18 protein-coding genes are annotated in these 26789 nt (G+C 69.0%); 11 read left to right on the top strand and 7 right to left on the bottom strand.

Translation table 11 applies throughout. The features are described from left to right. Positions 1-80 precede the first annotated feature (80 nt). From VGI12_22370 to VGI12_22355, 4 genes are all read left to right on the top strand, one after another. Positions 81-1553 (top strand): M28 family peptidase, encoded by a 1473-nt coding sequence (locus tag VGI12_22370; protein ID HEY2435431.1) that lies wholly within the window; start codon positions 81-83, stop codon positions 1551-1553. A gap of 87 nt (positions 1554-1640) precedes the next feature. Further along, the gene (lon, locus tag VGI12_22365; GenBank protein ID HEY2435430.1) at positions 1641-4037 is read left to right on the top strand and encodes an endopeptidase La; all 2397 of its coding nucleotides are present in this window, start codon (positions 1641-1643) and stop codon (positions 4035-4037) included. Then, positions 4034-5203: a hypothetical protein gene (locus tag VGI12_22360; protein ID HEY2435429.1), complete on the top strand. Its 1170-nt coding sequence runs from the start codon at positions 4034-4036 to the stop codon at positions 5201-5203. Before lon ends, VGI12_22360 begins: the two co-directional genes overlap by 4 nt. Next, on the top strand, positions 5158-6420 hold the full coding sequence (locus VGI12_22355) for a Xaa-Pro peptidase family protein (protein HEY2435428.1): 1263 nt from the start codon (positions 5158-5160) through the stop codon (positions 6418-6420). Before VGI12_22360 ends, VGI12_22355 begins: the two co-directional genes overlap by 46 nt. A gap of 28 nt (positions 6421-6448) precedes the next feature. Here the strand turns inward: VGI12_22355 and VGI12_22350 are convergent, their stop codons facing one another. The 5 genes from VGI12_22350 to VGI12_22330 all read right to left on the bottom strand — a co-directional run bounded on the left by VGI12_22350 (position 6449) and on the right by VGI12_22330 (position 10756). Further along, positions 6449-7135 (bottom strand): methyltransferase domain-containing protein, encoded by a 687-nt coding sequence (locus VGI12_22350; protein HEY2435427.1) that lies wholly within the window; start codon positions 7133-7135, stop codon positions 6449-6451. A gap of 83 nt (positions 7136-7218) precedes the next feature. Further along, positions 7219-9063 carry a bifunctional homocysteine S-methyltransferase/methylenetetrahydrofolate reductase gene (locus VGI12_22345; protein ID HEY2435426.1) on the bottom strand — a complete coding sequence of 615 codons (1845 nt, stop codon included), beginning with the start codon at positions 9061-9063 and terminating at the stop codon, positions 7219-7221. 234 nt (positions 9064-9297) lie between these two features. Beyond that, positions 9298-9522: a LuxR C-terminal-related transcriptional regulator gene (locus VGI12_22340; GenBank protein ID HEY2435425.1), complete on the bottom strand. Its 225-nt coding sequence runs from the start codon at positions 9520-9522 to the stop codon at positions 9298-9300. Between the two features lie 75 nt (positions 9523-9597). Beyond that, on the bottom strand, positions 9598-10266 hold the full coding sequence (locus tag VGI12_22335) for a metallophosphoesterase family protein (protein ID HEY2435424.1): 669 nt from the start codon (positions 10264-10266) through the stop codon (positions 9598-9600). 64 nt (positions 10267-10330) lie between these two features. Beyond that, positions 10331-10756 carry an NADH-quinone oxidoreductase subunit I gene (locus tag VGI12_22330; GenBank protein HEY2435423.1) on the bottom strand — a complete coding sequence of 142 codons (426 nt, stop codon included), beginning with the start codon at positions 10754-10756 and terminating at the stop codon, positions 10331-10333. A gap of 98 nt (positions 10757-10854) precedes the next feature. Between VGI12_22330 and VGI12_22325 the strand changes: the two genes are divergently transcribed. From VGI12_22325 to VGI12_22305, 5 genes are all read left to right on the top strand, one after another. Next, entirely contained in the window at positions 10855-12171 is a 1317-nt protein-coding gene (locus tag VGI12_22325) for a histidine kinase (GenBank protein ID HEY2435422.1), read from the top strand. Beyond that, the gene (locus VGI12_22320) at positions 12168-12953 is read left to right on the top strand and encodes a LytTR family DNA-binding domain-containing protein (protein HEY2435421.1); all 786 of its coding nucleotides are present in this window, start codon (positions 12168-12170) and stop codon (positions 12951-12953) included. Before VGI12_22325 ends, VGI12_22320 begins: the two co-directional genes overlap by 4 nt. After that, the gene (gene lepB / locus VGI12_22315) at positions 12950-13666 is read left to right on the top strand and encodes a signal peptidase I (protein ID HEY2435420.1); all 717 of its coding nucleotides are present in this window, start codon (positions 12950-12952) and stop codon (positions 13664-13666) included. The genes VGI12_22320 and lepB overlap by 4 nt, the downstream gene beginning before the upstream one ends. Continuing rightward, positions 13636-14535: a cation diffusion facilitator family transporter gene (locus VGI12_22310; GenBank protein ID HEY2435419.1), complete on the top strand. Its 900-nt coding sequence runs from the start codon at positions 13636-13638 to the stop codon at positions 14533-14535. Before lepB ends, VGI12_22310 begins: the two co-directional genes overlap by 31 nt. Before the next feature lie 301 nt (positions 14536-14836). Further along, positions 14837-15367 (top strand): HNH endonuclease, encoded by a 531-nt coding sequence (locus tag VGI12_22305; protein HEY2435418.1) that lies wholly within the window; start codon positions 14837-14839, stop codon positions 15365-15367. On the opposite strand, the gene VGI12_22300 is transcribed toward VGI12_22305, so the two are convergent. Beyond that, positions 15289-17820: a serine/threonine-protein kinase gene (locus tag VGI12_22300; GenBank protein ID HEY2435417.1), complete on the bottom strand. Its 2532-nt coding sequence runs from the start codon at positions 17818-17820 to the stop codon at positions 15289-15291. The two genes, VGI12_22305 and VGI12_22300, sit on opposite strands and share 79 nt — an antisense overlap. Continuing rightward, a complete protein-coding gene (locus VGI12_22295) occupies positions 17817-18545 on the bottom strand; it encodes an ECF-type sigma factor (GenBank protein HEY2435416.1) in 729 nt (242 codons plus the stop codon). Before VGI12_22295 ends, VGI12_22300 begins: the two co-directional genes overlap by 4 nt. On the opposite strand from VGI12_22295, the gene VGI12_22290 reads away from it, so the two are divergent. After that, the gene (locus VGI12_22290) at positions 18544-19104 is read left to right on the top strand and encodes a PEP-CTERM sorting domain-containing protein (protein ID HEY2435415.1); all 561 of its coding nucleotides are present in this window, start codon (positions 18544-18546) and stop codon (positions 19102-19104) included. The genes VGI12_22295 and VGI12_22290 overlap by 2 nt on opposite strands. 105 nt (positions 19105-19209) lie before the next feature. Next, positions 19210-26789, top strand: a 7580-nt coding sequence (locus tag VGI12_22285; protein ID HEY2435414.1) for an Ig-like domain-containing protein, incomplete at its 3' end; no start/stop codon positions are given.

The following is a 26789-nucleotide window of genomic DNA, read 5'->3' as shown; positions in this document are numbered from 1 at the left end:
GCTGCGCGCAGCACGAGCAACGGTTCTGGAAAATGCGCGACGAATCCGGTAAGCGCCGCGAAGTTCGTTATCCTAGAAGGATGAGGTCGCCGCAGCCGGCTCTGCTGCTCGTGCTCGTCGGCGTGATCGGCGCGGTCGCACCGGCGCCGGCTACCCGGCCGATCGCGCCGGCGCTCGACGACATCCGGATCGATGCGCTGCGCGCCTACGTCGAGACGCTGGCCGGCGACGACTTCCGCGGCCGCGGCGTCGGCGATGTCGGCAACCAGAAGGCCGAGACCTACGTGTGCGACACCCTCACCCAGGCCGGCGTCACGCCGGCGGGTGCCGAGGGATCGTGCTATCAGCCGGTCGACGTGTATCGTCCGACGCTCGGCCCCGGCGCGCATCTGACCGTGCGCGACGAAGATGGCTCGACGCTGGGCGAGTTCGCCGCCGGTCCGGACTTCTATCCGCTGCCGGAAACCGGCGATCGGGATGTCACCGCACCGCTCGTCCAGGCGGACGGCGGCGTGGGCGACGCCGTCGCGCTCGTCAGCACCGATGGCGACCCCGACCCGCAGGTCGCCGCGGCGCTGTTGCACGGCGCGCTCGGCGCGGTGGTCGTCGGCCGCTACCTGCCGCAGCTGGCCAGCGTGTGGCCCGCTCGTCCGTCGGTCCGCGAGGCGACCTATCGTCTGATGACCGCGCTGCGGTCGCAGCCCGCGCCGATCGTGACGCTGTCGCAGCCGGCAGCCCGGCCCATCGAGGCCGCGCTGCGCGCCGGCCACCGGCTGAGCGCGACGCTCTCGCCCGCCCTGGTGGCCGAGCCGCTTCGGATCCACAACGTGCTCGGGGTCGTCGAAGGAAGAGACAGCCGCCACCGGCATGAGCTGGTCGTCGTCGGCGCGCATCTGGACCACGACGGCGTCGACGACGCCGGGCGGATCTACCACGGCGCCGACGACAACGCGTCGGGGACGGCGGCGGTGATGGCCGGGGCGGCGGCGTTCGCGCAGGCGGCGGCCCATGGCGAGCGGCCGGCCCGGGCGGTGCTCTTCGCGTTGTGGAACGGCGAGGAAAAGGGAGAATTGGGCGCCGAGGCGTTCGTCGAAGCCGGCCGCCCGGGCCGCCGCGTCATCGCCAATATCAACCTCGACATGGTGGGGCGCCACGAAGAGGTGCCAGACCCCGACGACTGGCGCTTCACGGGATTCCCGAAGATCGACGCCGCCTCGAGCACGAACACGCTGCACGTGCTCGGCTACAGCTACACGCCGGAGCTCGCCGCCGACGTGCGGCAGGCCAACGGCGCCGTCGGCCTGAGCCTGAAGGAAGACTACGACGTCGGTGCCCAGGATCTCCTTCACCGCTCGGACCAGTGGCCGTTCCTGCGGCACGGCATCCCGGCGGTTTACTTCACGACCGGGCTTCATCCCGACTATCACACGCCATCGGATGAGCCGGCGCGGATCGATTTTGGCAAGCTCGAACGGGTCGCGCGACTGGCAGCGCGCACCGCCTGGATCGTCGCCGAGCGCGGCGCGACGCCGATCAAACGCCAGGACCAATGACGGACCACACGCGGATGCGCACGACGACACACGAAGACGGCACACGCATGAGAGTCCGAACGGCGACGCCGCTCGGAAAGAGACGACATGGCTGACACTGCAACCACTCCACCGCTCCCCAGCGAGCTTCCCGTCGTGCCCCTGCGCGGCTCGGTCGTCCTGCCGATGACCGTCGCGCCGCTCGGCGTCAGCCGTCCACTCTCGCTGGAAGCGGTGAACAAGGCGTTGACCGGCGACCGCATGGTCCTGCTGCTGCTGCAGCGGGGCGACGCCGACGATCCGGGTCCCGACGATCTGCACCGCGTCGGCACCGTGGCGATCGTCCGCCAGATGGCCAAGGGGCAGGGAGGCATGCGCGTGCTCGTCGAGGGGATCGTGCGCGCGCGCGCCGAGTTCCTGCAGAACGAGAAGGGCTACTTCTCGGCGCTGATCAAGCCGATGCCGGAGAAGGTCGATCGAACCCTCGAGATCGACGCGCACGTCAGGCGCCTGCAGGATCTCGTCGATCGCGCGCTGTCGCTGGCGTCGGGTCTGTCGCCCGAGATCCGCACGCTCATCTCGTCGCTCGACGACCCGCTGCGGATCGGCTACCTGCTTGCCAGCCTGGTCGACATGAAGCCGGAGGACAAGCAGCAGCTGCTCGAGGAGAACAACGTCACGGTGAAGCTCGACGCGGTGGCCGCCGCCCTCGGCCGCGAGATCGACGTACTCGAGCTGAAGGGGCGCATCGAGTCGCGCGCCGAGAAGGAGATGTCGAACCAGCAGCGCCAGTACCTGCTGCGGCAGCAGATGAAGGCGATCCAGTCCGAGCTCGGCGAGGGAGAGAACGGCGAGGCCGACGAACTGCGCACGCGGATCGCGGAGGCCGCCCTGCCCGAGTCGGTCTCGACGGTGGCGTCGAAGGAAGTGGATCGGCTGGAGCGGATGACGCCGGCGGCGCCCGAATACCAGATGATCCGCACCTACCTCGACTGGCTGCTCGAGATTCCGTGGGCGAAGCGGACCGAGGATCGGATCGACCCGATCGAGGCGCGCCGGGTGCTCGACGAGGATCACTACGATCTCGACAAGGTCAAGGACCGCATCGTCGAATACCTCGCGGTGCGGAAGCTGAAGGGGGACATGAAGGGCCCCATCCTCTGCTTCGTCGGGCCGCCCGGCGTCGGCAAGACCTCGCTCGGCCAGTCGATCGCGCGCGCGATGAACCGCAAGTTCGTGCGGATCTCGCTCGGCGGAGTGCGCGACGAAGCCGAGATCCGCGGACACCGCCGCACCTACATCGGCTCGATGCCGGGACGACTGGCGCAGGCGCTGCGCGGCGCCGGCTCGTCCAACCCGGTGCTGATGCTCGACGAGATCGACAAGGTGTCGGTCGGCATCCAGGGCGACCCGGCGGCCGCGCTGCTCGAGGTCCTCGATCCGGCGCAGAACCATGCCTTCCGCGATCACTACCTCGAGATACCGCTCGACTTGTCGAGCGTGCTGTTCATCGCCACCGCGAACCAGCTCGGCACGATCCATCCGGCGCTGCTCGACCGCATGGAGATCATCTCGCTGAGCGGCTATACGGAGGACGAGAAAATCCACATCGCCAGGATGTATCTGGTGCCGCGGCAGCGCGAGGAGCACGGACTCACGCCCGGGCAGATCACGATCGACGACGCGGCGCTGCGGCGCGTCACCACCGAGTACACGCGTGAAGCCGGCGTGCGGTCGCTCGAGCGGCAGATCGGCACGCTCGCCCGTAAGGTGGCCGCGAAGGTCGCCACCGATTCGACCTACGTGGGTCACGTGACGGCGGCGGCGGTCCCCGACTATCTCGGCCCGGCACGGTTCCGTTCCGACGGCGCGTTCCGTCTCTCGCGTCCCGGCGTCGCCACCGGTCTCGCGTGGACCGAAGCCGGGGGGGACGTCCTCTACATCGAAGCGGTGCTGCTGCCCGGCGGCAAGGGCGGCCTGACGTTGACCGGACAGCTCGGCAACGTGATGCAGGAGTCGGCGCGCGCCGCGCTCAGCCACGTCCGCCAGCAGTCCGACGCGCTCGGCATCTCGCCCGAGACACTGAGCAGCCACGACCTGCACATCCACGTACCGGCCGGCGCGATTCCCAAGGACGGGCCGTCGGCCGGCATTACGATGGCGACCGCGATCATCTCGGCAGCGCGGCAGATCCCGGTGCGGCCCGACGTGGCGATGACGGGAGAAATCACGCTGTCGGGTCTGGTGCTGCCAATCGGCGGCATCCGCGAGAAGTCGATGGCCGCCCGCCGCCAGGGCATCCACACCGTGATCCTGCCGAAGGGCAACGAACAGGACCTGGCTGAACTCCCCGAAGAAGTGAAGAAGGAGATGACGTTCGTGCCGGTCGACACGCTGCAGGACGTGATCAAGGTGGCGATGCCCGATGTCGCCGCGGGACCGGCCACCGCGGCCGGGACGCCGTCAGCCGGCACCAGCGCCGCCGCTGCCGCCCCGCGACCGTGACGGTCGCCTTCTACATCAGCGGCCACGGCTTCGGCCACGCCTCGCGGCAGGTCGAAATCATCAACGCCCTGGTCTCGCGCCATCCGGCGGTGCGGGTGTTCATCCGCAGCGCCGCCGCGCGATGGCTGCTCGAGCGCACGCTCCGCGTGCCATTCGAGCTCGATCCACGCCCCTGCGACACCGGCATCGTCCAGATCGACAGCCTGCGCCTCGACGCGCGCCAGAGCCTCCTCGACGCGCGCGACTTCTACGCGACGCTCCCCGCGCGCGCCGACGACGAGGCGCGGCTGCTGCGCGAGCGCGACACGCGACTGGTGATCGTCGACGCGGCGCCGCTCGGCTGCGAGGCCGCCGCGCGCGCCGGCATCCCGTCGGTGGTGGTGTCGAATTTCACGTGGGACTGGATCTACGAGGAGTACGCGGAGCTGCTGCCGCTCGCGCCCGATCTGGTGCCGGTGATTCAGCGCGCGTATCGGCAGGCGCGAGCCGCGTGGCGGCTGCCGATACAGGGCGGCTTCGCCAGCTTCGACGCGGCGTGGCAGGCCGACGCGCCGCAGGAGCGACGCGTGCTCGACGTGCCGTTCGTCGCCCGCCACGCCGATCCGTCGCGCTCGCGCGAGGAGGTGCTCGGGCGACTGTCGCTCCCGGGCGATCGCCGCGTAGCGCTCGTCTCCTTCGGCGGCTACGGCGCCGGCCGCCTGGCGCTCAATCGCCTCGACTGCGCCGACACGTGGACCGTCGTGCTGACCGGCGGGGCCGGCGAGCGCCTCGACCGCGGACACCTGCGGATCATCGCCGACACCGACATCTACGACGCCGGCCTGCGCTATCCCGACCTGGTGCGCGCCAGCGACGTCGTCGTCACCAAGCCTGGCTACGGCATCGTGTCCGAGTGCGTCGCCAACGGCACAGCGATGGTCTACACCCCGCGCGGCCGTTTTGCCGAGTACCCCGTGATGCTGCGTGAAATGCCGAGATATCTGCGGTGTGCGCCGCTCGACAACGCGGCGCTGCTCGCGGGCCGATGGCTGGCGGCGCTCGATGCGGCCGCCGGCGCACCGCCGCCGCCCGAGCAGCCGGCGACCGACGGCGCCGAGGTGGTTGCGGATATGATCGCCGCATGTTTACGCGACGCGAGTTCCTCGCCGGCTCCTCTGCGCTCCTAGTCGGCTCGCAGCTGCCGGCGCCGATCGCGTCGCTGCCGTCGATGAAGGCCCAGGCTGCCCCGATCACCGCCGACGAGCGGCGCGCGCGGATCGAGCAGGCGCGCCGGCTGATGGCCGCTCACCGGATCGACGCGATCATGCTCACGGAGGGCACGTCGCTCGTCTACTTCACCGCCGTCCGCTGGGACGGCGGCGAGCGGCTCTTCGCCTGCGTGGTGCCGCAGAAGGGAGAGCCGTTCTTCGTCTGCCCGGCCTTCGAGGAGGAACGTGCGCGCGAGCAGATCGCCCTCGGCCCGTTCGGCGGCGGCCGGGCGGATATCCGCACCTGGAACGAGGACCAAAGCCCGTACGCGCTGGTCGCCGACGGGCTGCGCGACCGCAGAGTCGCGGCGGGTACGCTCGGGATCGAAGAAACGACCAAACACGTCTGGAGTGAGAGCGTCGCCAAGGCGGCGACGGCCCTCACGCTCGTCACCGCGACTCCGGTCGTGTCCGGCTGCCGGATGATCAAGTCGCCGCACGAGATCGAGCTGATGCGGCTGGCGTCGAGAGCCACGCTGAGCGTCTACGCCGCGGTCTACAAGGCGCTCGCGCCAGGCATGACGCAGGACACGGTGTCGGGGCTCATCTCGGAAGCGTACCGCCGCGTCGGTTTCCCCGGCGAGGCGAGCGTACAGGTGGGCGAGTACACCGCGCTTCCCCACGGCTCCATCCAGCCGCAGACGATCAGGGAAGGCACGATCATCATGATCGACGATGGCTGCACGGTGGAGGGCTACCAATCCGACCTGACGCGCACCTTCGTACTCGGCAAAGCCACCGACAAGCAGAAGCGCGTGTTCGACATCGTCAAGACCGCGCAGACGGCGGCGCTCAAGGCGGCGCGGCCAGGCGCCACGCTCGATTCGATCGACGCGGCGGCGCGCACCGTGATCACCGACGCAGGCTACGGCCCCGGCTTCAAGTTCTTCACCCACCGCGTCGGACACGGCATCGGCATGGACGGCCACGAGTGGCCGTACCTGGTGAAGAACAACATGTTCGGCTGGGAGCAGACCATCACCGCGCAGCCGCACATGACGTTCAGCGACGAACCCGGCGTCTACATTCGCGGCGAATTCGGCGTGCGGCTCGAAGACGACATGCACATCACCGAGAACGGCGCGGAACTGTTCACGCCGCAGTCGGCGTCGCTGGAGAATCCGTTCGGGGGGTAACCGCTGCTGGCCGCTGGCGGGTGGCCGCTTACTTCACGCAGGTAACGAGCGACCAGATCTTGGGGATGTTGACCTTTTCGATCGACACCGGCTGCAGGATCGCCTGCGCGAGAAACGCGGGCATGTCGAGGTCTGACTTGAAGCCGATGTGGATCGTCGCCGGCGAGATCCAGCGCTCGACGCGCGAGAGGAGCGGATTCGGGCTGAGGAAATGATTCAGGAAGATGATGCGCCCGCCGGGCCGGCAGACGCGCCGCATCTCCTGCGCCACTTTGACCGGATCGGGGACGACGCTGATCAGGTACGGGGCGTAGACGATGTCGAACGAGTTATCGGCGAACCTGAGGTCGGCGGCGTCCATCTGCAGCAGCCGCGCCGGCGTGCCCGTACGCTTGGCGGCGCGTTCGCGCGCCTTCTCGAGCATCGACGCCGTGTAGTCGATGCCGGTGATGGCCGCGTCCCGCGGGTAGAGATCGAGGTTGATGCCCGTGCCCACGCCGACTTCGAGCACCCGCTCGCCCGCCTGGATGTTCATGCGCTTGATGGCCCGGAGCCGGCCCGGGTGCAGCGTCGGCCCGAAAAACAGGTCGTAGACCTTCGCGAGCTTGTCATAGACGCTCTCGACGAAGTGGTTTTCGACGGCCGCCACCGACAGGGCACGCGTGGCTGCGTCGCCCGTGACGTTCTCTTCGGGCTTCCGCTCGAATATGGCCATAGCCTCCGGACTATATCCCCTGGACGCGGAGTTCGGCAAGCAGAAGCGTGCCGCGGCGGCCGCCGAGTCGGCGAGACACGAGGCTAGGCGCCGACGGCCTCGATGAGGCCCAGGGCCGTGTCGATCGCCTTCGGACCCGTCGAGATCTGCACGCCGCGGACGAACGGCCGGATCTCTGAGGCCACTTCACGCACGATGGCGAGCCCTTCCTCGGCCGCCCGCCCCTCCGCCTCCGCACGCCGCATACGCTCGACGACGGCCTCGGGCACGCGTACGCCGGGAACCTCGTTGGCCAGGAACTCCGCATGACGGAGGCTCTCGAGCGGCATCAACCCGGCAATGATCGGAATGTCGAACGCGCCGACGCGGTCCAGAAATGCGCGGAACTCCGCGGCATCGAAGACCGGCTGCGTGATCGCGAACTCGGCGCCGGCCTGCACCTTGTACGCGAAGCGCCGCAGCTCCTCATCCAGGCTCAGCGCGCCGGGGTTGACCGCCACGCCGATGTGGAACGCCGTCGGACTGCCGATCGCCTGGCCGCCGATGTCGAGGCCGGTGTTCAGGCGCGCGACCGCGTTGACGAGGCCGATCGCATCCACTTCCGAGACGGCGGTCGCGTCGGGGTAATCGCCGACCTTCGGCGGATCGCCGGTGACCAGCAGCACGTTGCGTACGCCCATCGAGTGCGCGCCGAGCAGGTCCGACTGCAGCGCCAGCAGCGTGCGGCTGCGCGAGGCGTAGTGGAGGATCGTCTCCACCCCGGCGTGCTGCTGCACTAGGCAGGCGGCGGCGAGCGCGCTCATGCGGGCGGTGACGTGCGGACTGTCGGGCACGTTGACCAGGTCGACCCCATGGATCTTGAGCCGCTTCGCGTGTTCGACGAGCTGGTCCGACTGGAAGCCGCGGGGGGGCGCCAGTTCGACGCTGACGACGAACCCGCCGCGCACGAGGGAATGCGCCATCCGCGACTTCTGACCGCGTGGAACCGGCGGCGCGGCCGCCGCCGCCGACGGCGCGGCCGCGCCGCGGCCATCCTTGCGCGTCGCCCCCGGCGCCAGCGAGCGTACCGCCACCTTGATCGCGCGGATATGATCCGGCGTCGTGCCGCAGCAGCCGCCGACCAGACGCACGCCGGCGTTGATGAAACGCCGCGCGTACGAGGCCATGTAGTCGGGCGAGCAGAGGTAGAGATTGCGGCCTTCGATCTCGCGCGGCTTGCCGGCGTTCGGCTGCGCCGATAGCTTCACCTGCGCGACCCGCGCCATCCGCTCGAGCGTCTCGAGCATCGCCGCCGGCCCGACGCTGCAGTTCAGGCCGATGACGTCGGCGCCGCGCTGCTCCAGTTCGGGAACGAACGTCTCCGGCGCCACCCCGTCGAGGCTGTTGCCGTCCTCCTCCGTCGTCATCTGCGCGACGATCGGGAGGGTGCCCAGACTGCGGACGGCGCGAATCGCGGCGCCGATCTCGTTGACGTCGCGGAACGTCTCCAAAACGAACAGGTCGACGCCGCCTTCGATCAGCGCCCGCGCCTGCTCGCGAAAGTATTCCTCGGCCTCGTCGACTCCGGTCCTGCCCCACGGCTCGATACGAATGCCAAGCGGCCCGATCGCGCCGGCGACGAACGCCTGATCGCGCGCGGCGTGGCGGACGATCCGCGCTCCCTGGACGTTGATCGCGTGCACGCGATCGGCGAGGCCGAACGCCCCCAGCTTCACCCGGTTGGCGCCGAACGTGTTGGTTTCGATGACGTCCGCGCCGGCACGCACGTATGCCTGATGCACTTCGGCGACCAGATCAGGCTGCGTCAGGTTGAGTTCGTCGAACGAGCGGTTCAGGAAGATGCCGCGGGCGTAGAGCATCGTCCCCATGGCCCCGTCACAAACGAGCACACGCGATTCGAGGGCTTCGAGAAATGACGGGCGGGACACGATCAATTGTACCTCGCCGATACGCAGGAGCGTCTCTATCACCCCGGCGCCAGCCGCCGTCCCCAGAAACACTTCGCCCGCCGGCGCGCGCGAAGCGCTTCGCCTATCTCCCGGCCGAGGTCATCGGGGTGTTGACGCTGCTGGTACGCGCCGCGCGCTCCAACCTTCGCCGCACTCCGCGCGGGCGTTGCCGCCCGTCACGCGCGACAGCGAAAATCGACGCGTCCGGCGCAATCAGGACGGTTTGGGCGCGGCCCGGATCGCGAGCTCGAGACGGCTCGTGACGCGGTACTTGTCAAAGACGGGTCCGAGGCCGTTCTTCACGGTCTGGACGCTGATGCCCAGCCGCCGGGCGATTTCCTTGTTCGGCAGGCCCTCGAGTATCGCGCGGACGAGATCCTGCTCGCGTGGCGTGAGCCTCGGTTGTAACGTCGATTCTGGCAATTGGGGGGTGGACAAGGCCGTTAGTACCTCCTCATCCGTATCAAACGCCGCCGCGGCCCGAACCGAACAAGCCGTCGGCGCATAAATTATCTAGAGAGTTAACATGTCTATATTCAATGACTTGGAGTCGATCAGCAGGTAGGATCGCGAAACCAGGTCTAGTCCGATCGACCTGACACCTTCCCGTATCTGGTCAGAAGCGCGATGGTGGTGCCCGAAGAGGTGCAGCCGCGGCTGCATGGCCGACAGCACATCGTTGATCGGGCGTTTGCCCGCATCAGGGCCGCGCTCGCCGGCATACGGACGGAACGGCGCCGCCGCCTCATGGGTCAGGAACACGTCGATGTCGCGCAGTCGCTGGCAGGCCTCGACCTGGGCCCGGACGAAATGCCGCCTCTTGTCGGCGAGCTCAGTGGCGCGGACGCTGCCCTTCACCGGGTGCGGCAGATCCTTCGCTGGCGTTTCGTACCACGTCGGCGCGAACGTCCCGCCGAGGCCCGCGACCCGCATGCCCGCGTCTACGCTGGTGCCGCTGTGGACGTAGACATAGCCTGTCGGGAGGGCGCCCGCTGCGATGGCGTCCAAGTTGTCGTTGTTGCCGTGAATCCAGTAGAGCGGCGCGCCGATGGACTCGTACGCGCCCGCGTGGCTCGCCACGTCACCCACGCACAGCCAAGCCGGCACCTCGGGGTGTCGGGCGACAATCCGCCGCGCCGCCTCGAAATCGCCGTGGATGTCGCCTAACGCGCCGAAGCGCATGGGGAGATGTGGAAATTGGGAGATGTGGGCATGTGGGAATGCCGCTGATTCCCACACTCCAGCATCACCGGCTCGTGCCGGCAGGTACGAGCAGGTCGGTCTTGTCCCAGATGAAATCCTTGTTGCTGTAGACCGCCAGCTCGTAGTCTTTCCCCATGAAAATCGCGGAGACCGGGCACGCCTCTTCGCACATCCCGCAGAAGATGCAGCGCGTCTTGTGGATCTGGTAGACCTTCGCGTAGCGAGGACCCGCCTGCACTGTCCCGTTGTTTTCCGCCGCCTCGAGGTAGATGGCGTCGGCCGGACAGGCGACTGCGCACAGGCCGCACGCGACGCACTTCTCGAGTCCGTGCTCGTCGCGCATCAGCACCTGCTTGCCGCGCCACTTCGGAAAGACGGGGATCTTCTGTTCCGGGTAGTTGACCGTGATTTTCGGCTGGAAGAAATGCTTCAGCGTGGTGGCGAAGCCGGTGATCATCGGACCGATCATTGGAGAATCATATCAAGTTTGCGTTTACGGGTGGGTGGCAGTTGCCGCCCGCAGCTGTCGCCGTTAACGGTAAACTGTTGACTGCCGACTGATTCCCGATGCCTACTCATCTCGTCAGCGGCCAGGTGCTGCTCTTCACGCTGATGGCCAAGCTCGCCGTGGGCGCGATCGTGGCGACGATGCTGGTGCGTTTTCCGTGGTTCCGCCGCATCCTGCTGACCGAGAACAGGGACTGGCCGGCCCGCCTCGTCTTTGCGGCTAGTCTCGGCCTGCCGCTGACCGCCGGGGTGGTCTCGCGCCTGATCCTGAACTATCAGGCCGCCGACCTGACCCTGGCCGGCGCCTTCCTTGCGGGGCTGCTGGCCGGGCCCTATGCCGGCGCCATCGTCGGCGTCATGATCGGCCTGCCGCCGGTCTTCGCGCCGGTCTCCGAGTGGGGCGCCCTGCCCTTCGCGATCGGATGCGGGTTCGCCGGCGGCGGCCTGCGCGAGATCTGTCCCAAGGAGGCGATCTGGCACTTCTCGCCATTCTTCTTCATGGGACTGCCGCGTCACGTCTGGCGGCTGGTACGCCGCTTCGAGATCGACTGGGTCGTCATCCTGCTCGGCGTGCCGATCGGCCTCGAGCTCATCGCGCAGGCGGTCGGCGCGCACTGGCCGTCGCGCTTGTTCGTGCTGGAGACGACGACCTGGGGCCTGCGCATCGCCGTGCTCGTCGCCACCGTGATGTCGATCGCCATTCCGATCAAGATCTGGAACAGCGCGCGCGTCGAGCACCGGCTCCAGGAGCAGGAGAAGCTCCTGATGGCATCGCGGCTCGATGCGTTGACCAGTCAGATCAACCCGCACTTCCTCTTCAACACGCTCGCCTCGATCTCCTCGCTCATCCGCTCGGAGCCCGAGAAGGCGCGCACGCTCATCGTGAAGCTGTCGGGCCTGCTGCGGCGGCTGCTGCGCAGCCAGGAGCATTTCGTCACGCTGCGCGAGGAGCTGGCGGCCGTCGACGAATACCTCGACATCGAGAGCATCCGGTTCGGGCCGCAGCTCAAGATCGAGAAGCACATCGATCCGGCGACACTCGACCTGGTCGTGCCCAGCATGATGCTGCAGCCGATCATCGAGAACTCGATCAAGCACGGGCTCGCGCAGAAGATGGGCGAGGGGCGGATCACGATCCGCAGCCTGCGCGAGCGCGAGCACGCGCTCATCGACGTCATCGACAACGGCATCGGCATCGCCTCCGAAGAGTCGGGGCGCGTCAAGGGCACGGGCATCGGGCTGCGCAACGTCAACGAGCGCCTCCACGTCATCTATGGCGCCAATTACCAGCTCCAGCTGGACAGCGTGCCCGGTGAGTACACCTGCGTGCGGATCGTCATCCCGCACATCGGCATCGCGCAGCGGGGCATCGCGTGAGTCCGCAACCCGGCGACCTCAAGACCATCGTCGTCGACGACGAACAGCTAGCGCGGGATGAGCTGCGCTATCTGCTCGAGGAGCTCGGCGGGGTCGAGATCGTGGCGCAAGCCGGTAACGGCGTGGAGGCGCTGCGCGTAATAGAAGAATATCAGCCGGATCTGGTGATGCTGGACATCCAGATGCCCGGCTTGACCGGGTTCGAGGTGGCGCGGCGCGTCTTCGAAGCCGGCCTGGAGTGTCAACTGGTGTTCGTAACGGCCTACGACCAGTACGCCATCGACGCGTTCGAAGTGAACGCGGTCGACTACCTGCTCAAGCCTGTCGAGCCAGAGCGGCTCGCCACGGCGGTCGAACGCGTCCGGCGGCGGATGGCCGCGGAAAAGCCGCGGAAGGAGGCCGAGCTGGAGCCGCTGCTGCAGATGCTGGCCGATCGCCAGGCGCGGCGCGAGCAGCTGGCCATCAAGATCGAGGATCGTTTCCTGCTGGTACAGGCCGATGAGGTGGTCCACGCCTCCGTCGAGGACGACCAGATCCGGGTCGTAACGAATAGCTTGTCTGGAACGTCCAACTATCGGACACTGGATGAATTGCAGACGCGTCTGGACCCGGCCGTCTTCTGGCGTGTCCACCGGTCGCATCTCGTGAACATCAACAAGATCAAGGAGATCGTTCCCTGGTTCAGTCGTAACTACATCCTGAAGATGCGGGATGCCAAGGGGACCGAAATCCCCGTCAGCCGTTCGCAGACGCGGCGGCTACGGGACTATTTGAAGTTATGAACGACAGCCACGATCACGACCCGTATTCCGCTCCCGCGCCGGAACCCGTCGAACCGCAGCGGTTCGACACCCAACCGGTGGCTCAGCCGGCTGCCGAACGGATCCTCACGGCCGATCCGCTGCTGCCCTCCGATCCGGCGGCGGCGGTTGCGGCGTCCAACGACCGGCTCGCGATCGATGGCACGTCGGTGTGGCTCAATCGGCTCGGCGAGGAACTGGTGGCGTGGCTGAAGACGCTGGCCTCGGCCGCCGTCTACGCGACCCTGATCGTCACCTTCGGATTCCAGGTGGCGCGCGTCGAGGGGATGAGCATGGCCCCCACCCTGCAGGACCAGGATCGGCTGATCGTCAACAAGCTCGCCTATCGCATCGGCGATCCCAAGGTGGGCGACATCGTGATGCTCTACTACCCGCTCAAGCCCGAGAAGTCGTTCGTCAAGCGGATCATCGCCGAGGAAGGCGACCAGGTGCGCATCGTCGACGGGCGGGTGTTCCGCAACGACGTGCCGCTCGACGACAGTTTCGTGCCGCAGGAGTTCAAGAGCCACGACGACTGGGGGCCGCAGGTCATCCCCGAGGGTTACTACTTCGTGATGGGCGACCATCGCAACAACAGCTCCGACAGCCGCCACTGGGGCTTCGTGCCCAAGAAGTACATCATCGGCAAGGTGCAGCTGCGCTGGTGGCCGATGGGACACGCCAGGGTGTTCTGATTCACCCGCGTCATCGTGCGGTTGCCCGCGTCCTGACGCGGGTCCTCTTCTTCAATCTCGCCGTGGCGGCGGCCAAGCTGGTGCTCGGCTACGCGACGGGCGCCGTCAGCGTCGTGTCCGACGGCTACCACTCGCTGGCCGATTCCACCTCCAACATCGTCGGGCTGGTGGGACTGCAGGCGTCGTTCAAGCCGCCCGACGCCGACCATCCGTACGGTCACCGCAAGTTCGAGACGCTGGCGGCCGGCGGGATCTTCGTCTTTCTCGTCCTCGCCGTTTTCGAGATCGGCCGATCGGCGCTCAAGCGTCTTGGCTCGCCCGCCCCGCCCGAGGTCACCTGGCTGAGCTTTGCGGTCATGCTCGCAACGCTCGTGATCAACGTGGCGATCGTCAAGTACGAGTCAAAAGAAGGGGGCCGGCTGAACAGCGAGATCCTGCGCGCCGACGCGCTGCACACGCGGAGCGACGTCTTCTCGACGATCGGCGTCCTCGTCTCGCTGGCCGCCGTCTGGGCGGGCTATCCGCTGTTCGATCCGCTCAGCGGCGTCGCCATCGCGATCGTGATCGCGCGCACTTCCTACGAGATCGCGCGCGACGCGACGAGCGTCCTGTCCGATCGGATGGTGATCGACGAGGAGGTGATTCGCAGCGTGGTGATGGGGGTGCCGGAGGTGCTCGGCTGCCACCACATCCGCACGCGCGGCTCGCTCGACTACGTGTTCCTCGATCTGCACGTCTGGCTGCCGCCCGAGTCGCCGCTGCGCGACGCGCACCGGCTCTCGCACGTCGTCAAGGACCGGCTGATGGAGCGGTTTCCGCAGATTGCGGATGCGATTATCCATATCGAGCCGCCGCCGACGGAGCGGTGAGGGTGGGGCCGGGCGGCCGGTGCCAAGGGTGCTAAAGGCGCCAACGGGGCCAACGGTGCTGGTGCTAAGGGGCGAAGGGGGCCGGTGCCAAGGGGGCTAAAGGTGCTAAGGGTGCGGGTGCCAAGGGTGCTGATGGTGCGGGCTTAATGGACTGCGGTGCACGGTGCTAGGAGCACCCTTGGCACCGCTAGCACCCGCACCCTTAGCACTCTTAGCACCTTTAGCCCCCTTAGCACCCGCGTCGCTCAGCGGCTCGCGCGCCGCTACAGCCGCCAGGCGACGCGCCGATACTCCGACCGTCGTGTCCACTCGCCGCGCCCGTGTCGTTACCGCCGATCAGTGGGGGGTCCCCGAACGGGACGAGCTGGGACACGCCGTGTGCCGCTGGTGCCGGCGGCCGGTGCTGCCGCCACGGCGCACGTTCTGCGGCGACGCGTGCGTGCGCGAGTGGAAGATCCGCAGCAGCCCCTGGTACGTGCGGCGCGAGGTGAAGAAGCGCGACAAGGGCGTATGCCGCTTGTGCGGCACCAACGTGATCAAGGCGCACCGTGAGTGGCGGCGCGCCCAGCCGCCCGCCGGGGAGCGGAATGCGCGGAAGGCCTGGCGCGCGGCGCGGCCACGCTGGGAGGCCGACCACATCGTCCCGGTCGCCGACGGCGGCGGCGAATGCGGTCTCGAGAACTACCGGCTGCTGTGCCGCGCCTGCCACGTGCGCGTGACGATTGCATGGCGCGCGGCGCGCACCGCCGGGCATCAGCGCGCGATCGGCGGGCCGCCCGAACCGCAGGCGGCGACGTCTGCCTCGATGCCGGTGACGAGCCCGGGCAGGTAGCGCGTGAGCGGGGGTTGCAGCGCAGCGAGCCCGGCGGCCCGCCGCGCATCGTCGCACGCGGCGGCGCGTTTCCCGATCGCCGCATCGAGGCGCCCCATTTCGAACAGTGCCGAAGCCATTTCGCCGCGCGCCGCGCGGTCGTTCGAGACACGCATCGCCGCGTCGAGCACCTGGAGCGCGCGGCTCAGCGACACCCGCGCCTCGGCGAAGCGGCCGCGGTGGCGCTGCACGCGCCCGAGACGCCAGGCGCCCGTGCCCACCTTCAGCTGCGACAGCGCGTCCCGCGGGTCCGACGCGGCCAGCTCCTCGCGGATCCGGAGAGAGGTCGCAAACAGATCTTCGGCCTTCGCCAGGTCGCCGTCCGAGTCGGCCATGTTCGCGAGGTTGGAGTAATCAACCGCCACGTCGAAGCGGATGACGCGGTCGGTCCCGTTCTTCGCCTCGCGGCGGAGATCCAGATCGAGCGCCCGGTCATAGTGGCGCGCCGCCTCGTGGAAATCGCCGCGGTCCTCGTCGCGGCCGCCGACGTATTTCTCGACGAGCGCCACGTTGCGCTGCCGGTCGGCCGCGTCGGGCTGCTCGGCCAGCTCCGTTTCGTAAATCGCGCCGGCTTTCTGCCAGTATTCGAGCGACGCGGGGCCATCGCGCTGCAGAAGGGCGAGGGCGTGATCGAACAGGACCGACGCAAGCAGGTGCCGGACTCGCGGATCGCCGCGGCGCGCATAGGCGTTCTCGCTGATCGTCTGGGCCTCCTGCACGAGTTCCAGCGAGCGGCCGGACTGCCCGGTCAGGTTGAGGATCATGGCGAGCTGCCGATTGCTGTTGACGAACGCGGCCACCGCCTCGAAGCCGGCGTCGGATCGGCGCGCCAGCGGCAGCGCCAGCGCGCGCGCCCGTTCGAGCTGCTGGATCGCGCCTTCGCGGTCGCCGAGATTGGCGCGTTGCGGGTCGCCGAGGATCCCGGCGATCTGCCGGTAGGCGCCCGACAGCTCGAGCTGCAGCGATTCGTCGCGCGCGGAATCGCGCTCGAGTCCTTCGAGGTAGCCGATCGCTTCCTTGACGATCGTCTGCCGCACCGGCGTCGATCCAGGCAGCGGCGCGACCGCGTCGTGGATCTTGAAGATCAGCGCGTTGGCCAGATGACGCACGTCGCGGAAGCGGGACTCGGCGCGCGCCTGCGCCGTCACGGCGACACTTCGCTGCCACACGGCGACGCTCAGCGCCGCGACGATCGCCAGCATCGACAGCGCCGCCGTCGCCACCAGCGCGCGATTACGGGCGCAGACGCGCTGGAGCAGATAGCCGAGGGACGGCTCGCGCGCCAGGACCGGCTCCTTCGTCAGGTATCGCTCCAGATCGTCCGCCAGCTCGCCGGCGGAACCGTAGCGCCGCAGGGGTTCCTTGCTGATCGCCTTCAGCACGATCGCGTCGAGATCCCCCTTGAGGATCCCGGGAGAATAGACCGGCGCGGCGCCGCCGGTCGCCAGGCCGCCGTGCCCCATGGTGCTCGGGCGCGCCGGCTGCGTCGCGAGCACGATCGCGAGCACCTGGTCGAGCGGCTTGCCGGTGGTGTCGTACGGGCGGGCGCCGGCCAGGACTTCGTAGGCCAGAACGCCCAGCGAATAGACGTCGCAGGCGGTGGTCACCGGCAGTCCGCGCAGCTGCTCGGGGCTCGCGTAGTTCGGCGTCAGGGGGCCTGGCATCATGCCGGTCAGCGTCTCGCTCGTCCCGTTCGAGGCTTGCAGCAGCTTGGCGACGCCGAAGTCCAGCACCTTGACGACACCCCCGTCCGTCACCAGGATATTGGCGGGCTTCAGATCGCGGTGCACGATCGAGTGCTGGTGCGCGTGCTGCACCGCGCGACAGACCTGACGCAGAAGCGCGATCCGCGCCGGCAGCCCGAGTGCCTGACGCCGGCAATAGTCGGTGATCGGCTCGCCGGCCACGTACTCCATGACCAGGTAGGCGTCCCCCTGCGGCGTGGCGCCGCCGTCGAGCAGCGTCACGATGTTCGGGTACTGCAGTGACGCCAGAATCTGACGCTCGAACCGGAACCGCCGCGCCGACTCGGGGTCGCGCACCGAGGCCCGTGTCAGCTTGATCGCGACGCGCTGCTCGAAAGTGCCATCAACGCGTTCCGCCAGAAACACGTCGCCCATTCCACCGTGCCCGATCCGGTCGACGATGCGGTACGCACCGATGGTGTCACCAGTCTTGGCGCCGTACTCGCAGTAGGCGGCGACCGGTGACTCGAGAAAGCCGGCAAGGCGGTCGTGCGCGTCGAGGAGCGCCTGCAGCTCGCGCCGGATGCCCTCGCGGCCGGCGCAGCGCAGATCGAGCACGCCGCCTCGCGCCGAAGGCTGAAGTTCGCTCATGTCACTGAAGATCGCCTCGACCTCGAGCAGATCGGAGGGGCTCAGATCGGTCTGCCGCCGCGGCGAGGGCGGAATCATGCGCTCAGCGCGCGAAAGAGCCAGGCGCGGGCGTAGGTCCAGTGGCGCTTCACGGTGGCGGGTGCGATGTCGAGCACGTCGGCGGTCTCCTGGATCGAGAGACCCGTGAAATAGCGCAGTTCGACGATCCGCGCCTTCTCGGGCGCGAACGTGGCCAGCTCCAGCAGCGCCTCTTCCAGCCGTTCGAAGTCCAGATGTAAATCGATCGGTGTATTGAGCGCGTCCTCGAACGGCGCACGGTGCAGATCGGCGCCGCCGCGCTTCTGTGCCCGCCGCTGTCGTGCGTAATCGACCAGGATGCGACGCATCGCCGTGGCGGCGGCGCCGTAGAAGTGCCGCCGGTTCTCCAGACGCATTTCGCGAAGACCGGTGAGGCGGATGTACGCCTCGTGCACGAGCGCCGTCGGCTGCAGCGTGTGCCCCTCGCGTTCGTGGCGCAGCAGGCCGTCCGCCAGCCGCCGCAGCTCCGGATACAGCCGTTCAAGCAGCTGCTTGAGGGCTTCCGGATCCCCTTCGTTCCATCTATCGAGCAACGCAGTGACGTCGTTCATGGATGCCCCGGTCACGGCCATGAGCCTTTTTACGCACGTCGTGCGCCACATATGGTGAGCGTCCTTTTCACTCGACCTGCAGCGGAATTGTCGCACCGACCGCTGCCGCGCCGCGCCAAAAGGCCGCTCCTCAGGTGACAAAAGTTCCGGGCCTTGGATCCAGGAGACGAACATGCGCGTGGCTTCGCGGATTGCGGTTCTCACGATTCTGACCGTCGTCTTCAGCGCCCGCGGCGCGCTGGCGTCGGTCATCACCGTCGCCGAATTCAGCTGGACGTCGACGCTCATCGATCCCAGCCCGAACTGCGACCCGACCGACACCGCCTGCATTCCCGATCCGTTGTTCCAATCAGTATTCCTGCTGACCAACCTCTGGGATGGGCCCGATCCCGGTCCGACGCTCCAGGGCAGTCGCCTGACGCTGCCCGACGGCGAGTCGGTCTGGTTCGATCTCGCGCCACCCAACGATCCGACCGGCACCAACATCGATCAGATCTCCATCGTCGACGTGCTGCCGCTCTTCGCCGACGCGACCATCGGTTTCGCGTTCGCGGGAGAGGACTACGCCCTCACCCGATCGCTCAGCGCGCCGGACACTTCGGCGGTCTTCAGCATCGAGGTTCCCGACACGCCGCCGGCTCCGGTCCCGGAACCAGGAACGCTCGGTCTGCTTTCGCTTGGCGTGGTGGCCGGTCTGTCGCGCGTCCGCCACACGCGACTATCGCGCGCCTGACCCGGATCCGTCGTGACGCCCAACTGGCAGACATCGCCGACTCGATCGGCTGCGGCGCAGCCTCGCGCCGAGCGTCGCCTCGGGCGACCCGGACGCGTGGCGGCGTTGGCGCTCGTCGTCCTCATCGCATCGGTGTCGGCGCCACTACAGGTGCGGCTGTCGGCGGCGATGTCGTTGACGGCGATCGCGCCGCTCGGCGCGTCGGCCGGCGTCTCGGTACAAATCACCGGCACCGGCTTCGACCCGTCGGCCGCCAACAACCAGGTCACGCTGACGCCGGCGTCGGGACCTGCGGTGCAGGTGACCGCAGCGTCGATCACGACGCTCGACGCCTCGAAGAACCTCCGCCGAATCGGCATCACGATTCCGGCCGGCCTTGCCGTCGGTCCCGCGGCCGTCCGGGTCACCAACCTCGTCACGCACGAGTCGGTGACCGGAGGGAAGCTCGACGTCGTCGCGATCTCACTGCCCGCCACGGCGAGCGCGGTTCGCGGGGCCACGCAGGTGCCCGTTCGCATCGACGGAAGCCCCAACGCCGCGTTCGTCGCGGGACGCACGACCGTCTCGATCGGCGCTGGGGTGACCGTCCAGGCCGTGCAGGTCACCTCGCCACAATCGCTCGTCGCGACGATTTCGGTCAACGCGACGGCGGCGCTTGGGACCCGCCTCGTGCTGCTCGTGACGAGCACGCAGACCGCGCAATTGACTGACGGCTTCGCGGTCACCGCGCCCAACCGCGCCCCGGCGATCAACTCGACGCCGCCGTCGACCGCGACCGAGTCGCAGCCTCTGACCTACCAGGCGCGCGCAACCGATCCCGACGGCGACGCCGTGACCTTCCGGCTCGTCTCCGGGCCGTCGGGGGTGGTCGTGTCACCCGACGGAGATCTGCGATGGACGCCGCAATCGAGTGACGTCGGGAGCCGTCAAATCGTCATCGAGGCGTCTGATGGCAAGGGGGGCGCCGTTCAACAGACGTTCACCGTCGCCGTCGCCGCAGCCGTCACGCTGACGTCGATTCAACTGGACCCCGCAAGCCTGCGGCTGTCGGACGTCGGCGCGACCCGCGCGCTGAGCGTGACGGGCCGGCGCAGCGATGGCAGCACTGTCCTGATCACGAGTGCGGCCGCCGGCACTCACTACGAGAGCACCAACACGTTCGTGGCGCGCGTCGACGAGAGCGGACTGCTGACGAGCGTCGGCAACGGCTCAGCGACCATCACGGCACGCAACGGAGCCCTGAGCGCGACGGCGGCGGTGGTCGTCGAAGCGGGCGTGACGCTGCAGTCGCTCGATCTGACGCCGGCCGAGGCGACGCTCCGCGCCATCGGCGCCGCGCAACCGCTCGCGCTGCGCGGCCGATTCTCGGACGGGACGCTGCGCGACCTGACGACCGACGCCGGCGTGACCTACGACTCGAGCGACGCCGCGATCGCCCGGGTTGCAGCCAATGGACTCGTGACCGCTGTCGCCAACGGCGCCGCGACCATCGTTGCCCACTACGACACCGCCACCGCGACGGCGCACGTCGCCGTCAGCGTCAGCTCGGGACGCGGGTTCGTACGCGGCGAAGTCTACGACGACAGCAAGGGCCTGCCGCTCGCGGGGACTGTGGTCACCCTCCTCGAGGACGGCAGCGGACCCCTCGTGCCGGGGGTCGCTGCGTCCGTCGACGCCTTCGGACATTTCTCGATCCCCGCCGCGGCCGGCGCCGGCGTGATCCGTCTCTCCAAATCCGGGTTCACCACTGTCGACCGGCAGGTGCCAGTACCGGCGAACGACGCGGTGACCGCCGTCGACGCGAGGCTCACGCCGCTTGATCCCGGCGGCAAGACGATCGCCTCGGCTCTCGGCGGCGAATTGCGTGACGCCGCCGGACGCTTCCGCCTGCAGATCCCGGCGGGAGCGCTCGGAGACGACGCGCTGATCGTGCTCACGCCCCTCAGCGGTCAGGGTCTGCCGCTCCTGCTCCCGCTCGGATGGTCGCCGACAACCGCTGTGGCGATCGGCGCGCCGTTCGACGCCTTTGGCGCTCCCGTCACGTTGACGCTTCCCAACGTCGCCGGGCTTCCCGCCGGGACTGCCGTGCCGCTCGCGCGTTACGACGCCGACCGTCATGCGTGGATTGTGGAGGCGGCGGCGGTCGTCGACCCTTCCGGATTGACGGCCGTCGTCGACGTCACCCACAGCGGCGCGTACGTACTGCTTCGAGCCGATCCGGGAGTGGCGCCGGCCGGAGCACCCGGAGACTTGCTTGCCGGACTCTCCGCGTCGACGGTGCTGCCCTCGGACGCGTCGGCCACCGGCGAGGTCGTTCCGCGTTCGGCCCCGCCGGGGGACGACGCGCGCGCAGCCGGCCGCATCACCGCGATCGCGCAGAACGCGCTGCCGAGCGGCGCGATCGTCCACGTGCGGGTTCAGGAGCAGTTCGATCTGCTCGATCAAACGCACATAGTCACCCAGCCGTTCGTCGAAGATGTCGTCCTGTATCAGGCGGCGGCGACGGGCGGTGCGGGCAGCGTCGGTGCGACCTTCCCGATTACGCCGTCGCAGTCGTTCACGATTCAGCAGCTGATGCTCGGCGTCGTCCGGCTCGCCGTCACCGCCGCTGACGACTCGACGGCGGTATCCGTCGTCGGATCCGTCGGCGGAACGGTGACGGATGCCGACGGCGATCAACTCCAGGTCCCCGCCGGCGCGCTGAACGGCGACAACGCGATCGCCATGGCGCGGCTGGCGGCCGACGAGGCCGCGGCGTTGGCGCCGGCGGATGCCGATCTCATCGCCGCGATACGAATCGACGCGACCGGCGTCGACTTCGCACAGCCTGGCACGCTGACGACAGCCGCACCGGCGGGTGCGTCTGGACAGGATCAGTTTCTGCTCGCCGCGGCATTTCTCGATCCCTTCGGTCAGCGGCGGCTCCGACTGGTCGCGCTGCTCGACGTCATCTCTGGACGGTTGGTTCCCCGCGCGGCGTCCGGAACCGTCCAACTCGACGGGGTGCGGCACGGTGGCGACTTTTTCGTGGTGCGCGGACGGACGCCGCTCGGGTTCATCAGCGGCACAGTCCTCCGGGCGACGTCTCCGCTCGCCGGCGCGCTCGTGACCAGTACCGCGACCGCGTTCGCGGATGTGACGACGGTTACCGGGCACGCGGTGCTGCCGTCCGCGGCGGGCGTCGCGGCGAGCGTGACGGCCATCGACCCGCCGAGCGGTGACCGTGGCGCGTCGGCAGCGACCGTCACCGCGGCCGCGGTCGTGCCGGTATCGATCGCGGTCGGCGCGCAGACGTTCTCGCTGGCGGCGAGCAATCCTGCGGCCGATGCGAGCAACGTTCCCCTCGATGCGTCGCTCACGCTCGACTTCTCCACGACGGTGGATCCTGCGACGCTGTCGGCGGCTGCCATCACCCTGCGAACACCGGCCGGCGAAACGGCGGCGGCGCTGCTGCTGTCGGCCGATCGCCGGCGGGTGACGGTGCGGCCGGCCGCAACGCTGGTCTCGGCCACGGCCTACAGCGTCATCTTGACCGCCGCGCTGCGCGATGCGGCGGGACATGCGCTGTCGCCGACCGCGATCGGCTTCACCACGCTGGACACGACGAGACCGGCCACCGCGGCCGGCCGAATCACCGCCGCGCTGCCCGACGCCGACGGTGGCGTGCTGGTCTCGGGAAGTGCCGGCGTGGCGCCGGCCAAGGGAGCGGTCACCCTCACCAATGTTCGGACGCAGGAGTCGATCACCGTACTGGCGCTCGGCGACGGGTCATTTCAGGCGCGGGTGGACGCCGTCGTCGGCGACACCCTGCTGCTGGTCATCCGCGGCAGCGACGGCAACGACGTTTCGCTGGAGATCACGCAGTTTGTCGGACCGGACGGGACAACCGCCATCGGGTCGCGCGGCGGTGTCGTCACCGGGCCCGCGGCGCGGACGGCGACGCTGCTGCCAAACAGCCTGACCACGCCCGGCTTGTTCCGCCTGTCCGCAGCCGATACCGCGCCGCCGGCGCTCCCCGCCGGCTTCGCGGTCGTCGACGCATTCGCGATCGACGTCAACCGGGCGGTGTTCAACGATCTGGCGTCGCTGACGTTGACCGACCCACAGAACCGGTTCACGCCGCAGACCGCCTCGCGAGCGGTGTTCGCCGTCACCGGCGATCTGCCGGTGCCCGCCGACGCGCTCGTCAACAGCGCGCTGCGATTCACGGCGACGGCGATGGATGCTGGCGGCACGCGGCGAAGCGCTGACGTGTCAACCACGGCGGTCGCGGCAAACGCCGAGGCGTCGAGGACCGAGGGATCCCAAGTCGCCGATTTCCCGACGCTGTTCGTGGGAGCGCCGAAGCAGGTCGTGCCGGGACAGGAAGCGACCATCGATGCCATCGCGCCAGAGGCGCGGCTCGACCTGCGCATCTCCGCCCCACAGGATCTCGCCGTCGGGGACACGCTGTGGCTGACGGAAGCCGTCACGATTGGCGACGAGCCGCGGCTGGTCCTGGTCGACCGGCTCGACGTGACCGCCGGCGCAGCGCCGATGGCGGTGACGGCGGGACGCGAACTGCCCGGCGCTCGAGAGACCGGCCGCTACCTCGTCGTGCGGGCCAGAACGCCGCTCGTCCTCGCATCGGGCCGCGTCGCCGGCGGGCCTGCACTCGTCGAGATCGACGGGCTGCCGTTTGTTTTCCGGACGTCGGGGCCCGACGGCTCGTTCGTGGCGCCTGTGCCATCCGGCCTCCCTTTCACTCTGCGCGTCGTCGAACTCGACGGATCGAGCCGGGGAACCATCACGGGAACGGCGCCGGCCTCCGGCACCATCAATCTGGGCAGCCCTCTGGCGCCGACCGCCTCGACGTTGACCGTGACCGCCAGCCTCGACGACCGCAGCGTCGTCGAGATCGACAGCGTCTTGACCTTCCGCTTCTCGGAGCCGATCGACTCGAAGTCGGTGGCTCCAGCGATCGTCGTGGTCGATCCAAAAGGTTCGCGCGTGTTCGGCACGGTTGTCGTCTCTCCCGACCTGTTGAGCGCGGCGTTCACCCCGAGCCGGCGCTGGCACTTCGCGACCGCCTACCGCTATGGGGTTGCCGCGTCAATCGTCGCCGCATCGGGTGCGCGGCAGGCCGTTCCCCTCTCGGGAGAGTTCACCACCTTCGCACCCGTCTTGCTCGCGACCGTGCCGCAGACCAACGCGCGCGACGTCGCGGTGAACGGGAGCACGGTTGTCGTCGGCGCCGCGGATGGTCTTGCGGCGGTCGACTGGTCGAACCCGCTCGCGCCGCATCTGGTCGGGACGACGCCCATCGCGGGCGGGATCTCCGCGGTCAATCTCACGGGCGACCTGGTCGATCGCAACGGCGCTCCAGTCGCTGGTCCGCTCGCGCTCGCGGCATCCGGTTCTTCAACCTCAGACGGCGCGTTCGGTGTGTATCAACTGCCGTCCGGACTGGCGCCAAGCCAAGTCGGCCGCGCACAGCTGACCTCGGCTCCCGGCAACCCCGTACCGGCCGGCGTGATCGCGTCGGCTGGGACGCCGCGCGCCCTCGTGGCCGGGCCGGACGGACGGGCGTTCGTCGCGGTGGAAGGCGTCGGCCTGATTGCGGCTCGTCTGTCGGAGGCGATCCCTCCCGATGCGTCCAACCCCGGCCGCGCGGTGGTTGGCAGATATCCGCCGACAACCGAGAACATCACGGGGACTGCGGTGCTGGGCAGCCGTCTCGTCGTGGCGGGGGCGGCCGGTCTTGCCGTGTTGGATTCCTCGCTCGCCCGCACCGGGCTCGCGGACACAGGCGGCACCGCGGCCGCTGTAGCTGCCGCGGCCGGCGTGCGGCTCGACTTGAACGGCGATCACACGATCGAAGCCGATCGGGAAATCGTCGATGTCGCGGTGGTCGCGGGCACGGACGGGACGGTGCAGTCCTACCGGATTCCGGCATCCGGCGATCCACAGTTGCTGTCGATTGTCCGTCTTGGATCCGCCGCGAGCGGCGTCGTGCTCGATCCGGCGGAGCGGCTCGCCTACGTCGCAGCCGGCACGCGCGGCGTGGTCATCGTCGACCTCGATGGGACGGCCGGCATCCAGCCGGTGGACGACGATCACGATGGCATCGACGATCGCATCCTCGGTACGCTGGCGGTGCCGGGCGCCGCGGCGCGGACGGCGATCGATCATGCGCGCGGGATTGCCGCGGTCGCCGGCGGCGCTGGCGGACTCGCCGTCGCGCAGCTGCTGCCACCGCGCACCTTCATTCAGTCGTTCGTGCGCGACCCGCTGAAGGACAGGACCGGCGACGAGCAGTCGATCATCGACACCCACCAGGCGCTCGCCACCGACGACGGTCTGCGCTTGACGGTCAGCGTCGCGAGCGCCGGCGAGCCCCTGTCGCTCGTCATCCAGGAGAACCCGGACGCCGGCGGCACCTCACTCCTGTCTTTCGACAACGGCGCGGGCGGCCGCGACCTGTCGGCGGGACTGAACGACATCGGCATCGTCATTCGGCGCACCGACGGCACGATTGGCAGTCACGCGACGCTGCGGGTGCAGACGGCGGCGGGCAGACAGATCATCGCGATCGACGTCACGCTGCTGCCGGTGGAGCCGGTGCAGATCGCGCCGGCGTATCTGATCGTCACGCCGTCTCCGGCGGCGATTCCCGCCGGCCGCTCAACGGTCCAGCTCTCGGCCGCCGCGGTGACGGCCGACGGACGCCTGTTCAACGTCACGGCGGCGAGCGCCGGCACGACGTACGCCTCCTCGGATCCGCGTGTCGCGACGGTCGACGCCAACGGGCTGGTGCGCGCCGCCGCAGGCGGTTCGACGACGATCAGGGCCGCGAACCATGGCGCCTCTGCGCTGGTCACCGTCTCCGTTGACGCGCCGCCGGTGATCGTGGCGCTGGAGCCCCGCAACCGCAGCCTGACGCTGGTGTTCCCAGGGCTGGCGGTTCCCCTCGACGTTCTCGCGCGCTACTCCGACGGCTCCCTGCGCGACGTGCGCGCGACCGGGTCGGCATTCCGCTCGAGCGCGCCCGGTGTCGTCGAAGTCACGGCCGACGATCGCGTCGTCGCGCACGAGGAAGGCGTGGCGGTGGTGACCGTGAGCAACGGCGCCGTGCAGGCCGACATCGAGATTGCCGTCGAGTTCCGCGCGCCTGCCGTCCTGACGGGCATCGCGCTGCGGCCGATGGCGATCGCGGTACGGGCGGACGATCCGCTCGCCCGCGCCGAAGCGACACTGGCCGGAAGCGGAGCTCTCGATGGACTGCCCGTCACCTTCACGCTGGCGGGCGCCTCCAGCCGTTCGGCCTCGGTCGACAGCAACGTCGATGGCATCGCTTCGATCGCCCTCGCGCCGCTCGAAGGGCGTGGTTCGCTGACCGTCACGGCCACGGTAGTCAATCCCGCCGACGGCAAGACGCTGAGCGCCTCGCAGGTGGTGCAGACGGCATCCGGCGCCGGCGACGTCGAGCCCAACGACACGCCGGCTGCGGCGTCGCGCCTGACGTTCCGCCACCCGGTATCCGGATCGCTCGACGGCGCGTCTGACGTGCGCGACGTCTATGAGCTCGATTCGACCACCGACGGCACGGCGGTGGTCACCGTGTCGACCGCTACCGCGCCGCCGGACACGCTCGCCCTGTCGTTCCTCTCGGCGGACGGCGCGTTGCTGCAGCGCGTTGCGCTGAC

This window comes from Vicinamibacterales bacterium (assembly GCA_036496585.1).
Lineage (GTDB): Bacteria > Acidobacteriota > Vicinamibacteria > Vicinamibacterales > 2-12-FULL-66-21 > JAICSD01.
The sequence above is the reverse complement of the archived record's forward strand: the minus strand, read 5'-3'. Positions and strand labels throughout refer to the sequence as shown.

What these genes read in the sequence shown, in the direction of transcription:
- VGI12_22335 (HEY2435424.1), bottom strand. Translation starts at nt 10,266, where the DNA reads ATGCGCTTCGGCGCGTTAGGCGACATCCACGGCGATTTCGAGGCGGCG.
- VGI12_22295 (HEY2435416.1), bottom strand. Translation starts at nt 18,545, where the DNA reads ATGTTCGTCTCCTGGATCCAAGGCCCGGAACTTTTGTCACCTGAGGAG.
- VGI12_22370 (HEY2435431.1), top strand. Translation starts at nt 81, where the DNA reads ATGAGGTCGCCGCAGCCGGCTCTGCTGCTCGTGCTCGTCGGCGTGATC.
- VGI12_22300 (HEY2435417.1), bottom strand. Translation starts at nt 17,820, where the DNA reads ATGATTCCGCCCTCGCCGCGGCGGCAGACCGATCTGAGCCCCTCCGAT.
- VGI12_22290 (HEY2435415.1), top strand. Translation starts at nt 18,544, where the DNA reads ATGCGCGTGGCTTCGCGGATTGCGGTTCTCACGATTCTGACCGTCGTC.
- lon (HEY2435430.1), top strand. Translation starts at nt 1,641, where the DNA reads ATGGCTGACACTGCAACCACTCCACCGCTCCCCAGCGAGCTTCCCGTC.
- lepB (HEY2435420.1), top strand. Translation starts at nt 12,950, where the DNA reads ATGAACGACAGCCACGATCACGACCCGTATTCCGCTCCCGCGCCGGAA.
- VGI12_22330 (HEY2435423.1), bottom strand. Translation starts at nt 10,756, where the DNA reads ATGATCGGTCCGATGATCACCGGCTTCGCCACCACGCTGAAGCATTTC.
- VGI12_22355 (HEY2435428.1), top strand. Translation starts at nt 5,158, where the DNA reads ATGTTTACGCGACGCGAGTTCCTCGCCGGCTCCTCTGCGCTCCTAGTC.
- VGI12_22325 (HEY2435422.1), top strand. Translation starts at nt 10,855, where the DNA reads ATGCCTACTCATCTCGTCAGCGGCCAGGTGCTGCTCTTCACGCTGATG.
- VGI12_22350 (HEY2435427.1), bottom strand. Translation starts at nt 7,135, where the DNA reads ATGGCCATATTCGAGCGGAAGCCCGAAGAGAACGTCACGGGCGACGCA.